3 protein-coding genes are annotated in these 3138 nt (G+C 39.5%); all 3 read right to left on the reverse strand.

Translation table 11 applies throughout. The annotated features are described in order from the left end of the window. Positions 1-283: 283 nt before the first annotated feature. A complete protein-coding gene (gene ant(9) / locus H9631_RS21975) occupies positions 284-1084 on the reverse strand; it encodes an aminoglycoside nucleotidyltransferase ANT(9) (protein ID WP_191816575.1) in 801 nt (266 codons plus the stop codon). 483 nt (positions 1085-1567) lie between these two features. Further along, the gene (locus H9631_RS21980) at positions 1568-2194 is read right to left on the reverse strand and encodes a hypothetical protein (protein WP_191816571.1); all 627 of its coding nucleotides are present in this window, start codon (positions 2192-2194) and stop codon (positions 1568-1570) included. Continuing rightward, on the reverse strand, positions 2187-3053 hold the full coding sequence (locus tag H9631_RS21985; protein ID WP_191816573.1) for an ATP-binding cassette domain-containing protein: 867 nt from the start codon (positions 3051-3053) through the stop codon (positions 2187-2189). The genes H9631_RS21980 and H9631_RS21985 overlap by 8 nt, the downstream gene beginning before the upstream one ends. Positions 3054-3138: the final 85 nt, after the last annotated feature.

A 3138-nucleotide genomic window follows, 5' to 3' on the forward strand; every position in this document is an offset into this window, starting at 1 on the left:
TCTAGACGGTGGCGACGAGAAACGTCGCCCGATTGTTTCCTCTGAAAATCTGTGGCATCCGCCGGAGGCTTTAACTTTATTCAGCCGGGGTTTGAACCCACACTGAATGGAATACCAATATGCATTCATCTCACCACTTATAGAAGTGGGAGACTTCTGCTGAATCAAGTTAAACTAACCTGCCAATATAGTTGAAAAAGACCATTACAAATGAGATTTTTCAAAGCCAGCTCCCTTCATGGCCTTTACAGAATTCTGGTTTAATCCATGTGCTTTTGTATTGTTATCGCTTTTCCTGGGTCTGGCTAAGACAAGATTCTATAGAGTTTTTCATATGATTAACGAGTGCTGTCACCTCGGAATCCAGTCCTTCCCACTTATCAACATACTCTCCCCGATAAGCTTTTCTGGCTAAGTCGAGTAAAGTCGAATATTCTTTGGGCAACCGAGGTAAAGCCCATTTTGCAGCCACATCTTTTGGAGAAATTTCACCGATAGATACTGTCTGCCACATTCGAGCCAGGGTTAAAATTACATTACGCTCATCACCTTTGATACCCTCAATCAACCCTGGCAAAGACTCCTTAATCGCTCTTCGAATATCTGTCATCGGAACGGGGTCAAGAATATCTGAAGCATCAGGACCAAATAGAGAAATACTATTCTTTCTCGCTTGTGCTAAAACAATAGCCAAATCAGGGTCATAGGTTGGTTCCTGGATTTGTCCTTTCTCAAACTCACTCCTGAGCCACTCACCATAGATAAATTCATTTCTTGGTGGGTATCGCCAAGGTACAACATCGCTATGGTTTATCACCGTGACTTCAAGTGGTCTCACAGAATCTGTATTTCCTATCTTTCCAGATATAAGCATTAGTCTGTCTGTTAGTTTTTTTCGATTTACTTCAGGTAAACTATAATTCACAACCACTAGGACATCTACATCACTGTTAATGCGTAAGCCACCATTTACTGCAGAACCAAATAGATATACCCCGACTATCGAACTTCCAAGCAACTCCTCTACGATTTTTAATGCTTGCATCGCTTGTTTTGGCATTTTTTCGTTACTCAAATCGATCATCAACTGCAAACTCCTCTCCTCTGATTATGTTCGCATAATGTACGTTTATATTGGTTTCATTGGTATTCAATTAAATGACCGATTACTGAACAAAAGAAACATTTTTTACAGAACATTTTATCAAACTTTAATATAAATTATCGTTCTTTATTTTGAATGATCAATCTTTATTATTAAATTATCAAACTTTATTTCAAAACCACAGGAATCTGCTGTTTGCTCAGGAATATTTAGAGAGTATATATAATAGAAGATACACGGATAAATATGGTGGAATAATTATCATCTTTAGTAGCTAGATATCGTCTCATTTAGCATACAAATATGGCGATAAAACACCCCGGAAGTTGATTTCACTCTAACTTTCGAGGTGCTTCATATATAGAGTATTTTTGTTTTTAAATAGCAACACTTCAACACTAAAGTTCCTTAATATCTTGAGAATATTAAAACTCCATTTATTTTTTTGTCCATTCCTTGTCTTTATTTAAACTTTCTCCATAATTGTATTACCGACGATACAATACCTATCCCCAAGGATAAGAAAGTAAGGTGAAGCCAGATATCGTTAATAGGGTCCATGAATATAAATATGTGTGGCCAAGGCATAAACGTTCCCTGTGTCACCACTTCCATAAATGTGTAGGTCGCGATAGTTGCCAGTGTAACTTCTAGGCTTTTTGTAGCGCTGAGAATGGCTATGCCAATAATTTGATAAAAGAAAAACAATAATATGAGATGGACAATCAGGGTTATAGTGAAAAAATCTGGTCCGTTCATCCAACCCACCAAAGCGACCAGCAGAGAAATAAAAACCCCATGTAAGATGGCATAGCGCGTCAAATCGATAGTGAGTGTCTGACGGTAATAAACGATCAGTGTCTCTTTCGCCCCTTCTTCAAACAGGCTATTGTATAGAAAGACTGTATGCCACCCCGCCAAAGGAATTGCGATACCTTCGAGAAAAGTATAGGGTAAGAATGGTGAATCGGATTGTGTACCGACGGTAAGCATGAGCAAGGTGCACAATCCGTAAGCTACAAATGGAAAGCCATATAGATAACGAAGCAATTTGATATCAAAGGCAAATAAATGAATATACTTAGCCATACGAAGCCCCTTTCAAAAGCGCCAGATACCCATCCATTAATCTTGGACTGACTGGCCGGCCGATCATTTGATCAGAAAGGACACGGACTACAATATGGGAGGATTCTTCGTTCATTTGTACAACCTCTTTTGCTGCAATCACCCCATCTAACTCTGCATGTGGAACGTCAATTTCATATGTACAATGAGCAGCCTTTTCCTTTAGTTCTTCCGGGCTGCCTTCAAACAGGACTTTTCCATTTCTAATCACACCAATCTTTGTACAAAGAAATTCAATATCTTCAACAATGTGAGAGGAAATAATGACAGTGTGGCGGCTTCCCAACTGCTTTAACAAATTACGAAAACGTATGCGTTCCTCAATATCAAGACCTGCGGTTGGTTCATCAAAAAGCAAGATTTCCGGCTTGCGAAGCAAAAGCAGCGCAATGCCTGCACGTCGCCGCATCCCCCCTGACAATTCGCGCATTTTCTTTTGTAAATGGTTAGATAGATTAACCTGCTCAGCAACCTCTTTTATTTGAGCATGATAGGAGGTGGGGGACTTTTGCCCTTGAAGGACAGCAACATGCTCAAGCACCTCATACATCGTAAGCTCTGGATAAACCATAAAATCCTGGGGGAGATATCCAATAAGCCCCGTTCGTCTAACGAATCTTTTTGTATTAATTAATTCCTTGTCAATATACACATTCCCTGCAGAAAAGCCAGTCAAGCTTGCCAGCACTTTCATCAGTGTTGTTTTTCCCGCTCCATTTGGCCCTAACAGCCCGTAAACTCCCGAAAAAGAAAGTGAGACATTGGATAATACGGATTGCTTTTTTATTAATTTTGTCAGCCCTTGAACATGGATATCCAACCTAATTCTCCTCCCTCTATAAATATTGATATATCAACGGTTTGAACCGTTATTAGGGTGTCAAAACTTTTTTTTCGACACGCGA

Origin of the sequence: Bacillus norwichensis, from assembly GCF_014836955.1 — a bacterium.
Taxonomy (GTDB): Bacteria; Bacillota; Bacilli; order Bacillales; family Bacillaceae_C; genus Siminovitchia; species Siminovitchia norwichensis.